3 protein-coding genes are annotated in these 1,583 nt (G+C 72.1%); 1 reads left to right on the top strand and 2 read right to left on the bottom strand.

Going from position 1 to position 1,583, the window contains the following annotated elements; genetic code table 11:
• Nucleotides 1-29: 29 nt before the first annotated feature.
• Together ACFRMQ_RS40655 and ACFRMQ_RS40650 are read right to left on the bottom strand one after the other, a co-directional pair.
• Nucleotides 30-407: a hypothetical protein gene (locus ACFRMQ_RS40655; protein WP_380735958.1), complete on the bottom strand. Its 378-nt coding sequence runs from the start codon at nucleotides 405-407 to the stop codon at nucleotides 30-32.
• A gap of 111 nt (nucleotides 408-518) precedes the next feature.
• Nucleotides 519-782, bottom strand: a complete 264-nt coding sequence (locus ACFRMQ_RS40650; RefSeq protein ID WP_380735957.1) for a chaplin — start codon at nucleotides 780-782, stop codon at nucleotides 519-521.
• 496 nt (nucleotides 783-1,278) lie between these two features.
• Here ACFRMQ_RS40650 and ACFRMQ_RS40645 point away from each other — a divergent pair, with 496 nt between their 5' ends.
• Nucleotides 1,279-1,521, top strand: coding sequence for a chaplin (locus ACFRMQ_RS40645; RefSeq protein ID WP_380735955.1), 243 nt, complete (start codon nucleotides 1,279-1,281; stop codon nucleotides 1,519-1,521).
• Nucleotides 1,522-1,583: the final 62 nt, after the last annotated feature.

The raw sequence follows: 1,583 nt of genomic DNA, 5'->3' as shown, positions 1-1,583 counted from the left end.
GGGTGCCGGGCTCCGGCGCGTCCGGACGCTCAGCCCGGCAGCAGGCCGGTCAGCCCGCCGACCAGCGGGAGGTCCTTGGCGCCGCCGCCGGCGCTCAGCGGGCCGGTCAGCGTCCCGGTGCCGACCTCGGGCAGGCCCTGGTCCGGCTGGAGCGTCGCGCCGTTGTTGAGGAAGTCGGCCGAGGAGTTGGCCCACGGGTCCAGTCGCAGGCTCTTCAGCGGCGCGAGGCCGTAGCCGAGGCCGGAGGTCGTCCCGTTCAGCGCCTGGCCGACGTCGGTCTTGGCCAGTGTCGCCTGGCCGGGGGCGGCCTCGCCCGGACCGGTGGCGGCCTGCGCGGAACCGGCGCCGAGCAGCACCGCGGCGCCCACGGCGGCGGCCAGGCCGGCCGCGTTCTTCTTCGAAACCATCGTGATCACCCTTCGGTGGATCGGGGGGCCCGGACGGCTGTCCGGGGACGCCGAACTGCCCCCCGGCCGGCTGGCCGGGGGGCAGGACGGTCGGAACGCGTACCGATCGGATCAGCAGTCGTCGCTGGGCGGCGGCAGCTCCACGTTGGCGCACTTGTTGCCGAACGCCGGGTTCAGCAGGCCGATGATGTTGATGGTGTTGCCGCAGGCGTTCACCGGAAGGTGGACCGGGATCTGGATCTGGTTGCCCGAAACGACACCGGGGGAGTTGGCGGCGACGCCCTGGGCGCCCGCGCTGGCCACGGCGGTGCCGGCGCCGGTGGCCACGATGCCCACCACGGCCGCGCCGACGGCGGCGGTCTTCTTGATGCTCATACGAGCCTCCTGACTGATCGACAGATGTGCACGGGGAGTGCGACATCAAGAACGAGACCCCACCGGACCGGTTGCGAGGGGCCCCGCACTGTCACCCGTCCGGCGCAACGACGCGGCCGGACAGCGGCATTCGGGTGATGGGCGAACCGGACCGTTTCCCCTCCCCCGGTGCCTCGTTCTCCCAAACGGAACCCGGTCTCCACCCCGGCCCCCACGCGGCGGGCCTCCCGAAGCCGGCGTCCGGCAACCCCCGCCGGAGCGCCTGACCGGAATTCCACCGGTCGCGCCTTCGTCCGAGCCTTTCCCGGCCGTGCGGGAATTGCCACGGAAGGCACCGCGACCCGGCGATGCGGCCACGCCCGAGCCATGGGCGGAACACGCCGGAATACGCCGACCGAGTGACAATCACGGCGATCCCTGAAGTCATCGGGCGAGTATTCACGCTCGCCCGGCTCCCGACATTCCCTTTCCGTCGGGCAGAAATCGGAGGAATGACATGCGTAACCTCAAGAAGGCCGCCGTCCTGTCGCTGGCCGCCAGCGGCCTGATGCTCGGCTCCGCCGGCGGCGCGTTCGCCAGCGCGGAGGCCGAGGGCGTCGCCGCCAACTCCCCGGGCGTGCTCTCCGGCAACCAGATCCAGGTGCCGATCCACCTGCCGATCAACCTGTGCGGCAACACCATCGACATCATCGCGCTGCTGAACCCGGCGTTCGGCAACGAGTGCGCCAACATCGGCTGAACCCGCTCTCGCCGCACCGGCGACAGCTGGTTTCACCGAGCCCGTGCCGCGCCCCGCAGCGC

The sequence above is a fragment of the Kitasatospora sp. NPDC056783 genome, assembly GCF_042789895.1.
GTDB lineage: Bacteria > Actinomycetota > Actinomycetes > Streptomycetales > Streptomycetaceae > Kitasatospora.
This window is presented reverse-complemented; position numbering and strand designations above follow the sequence as displayed.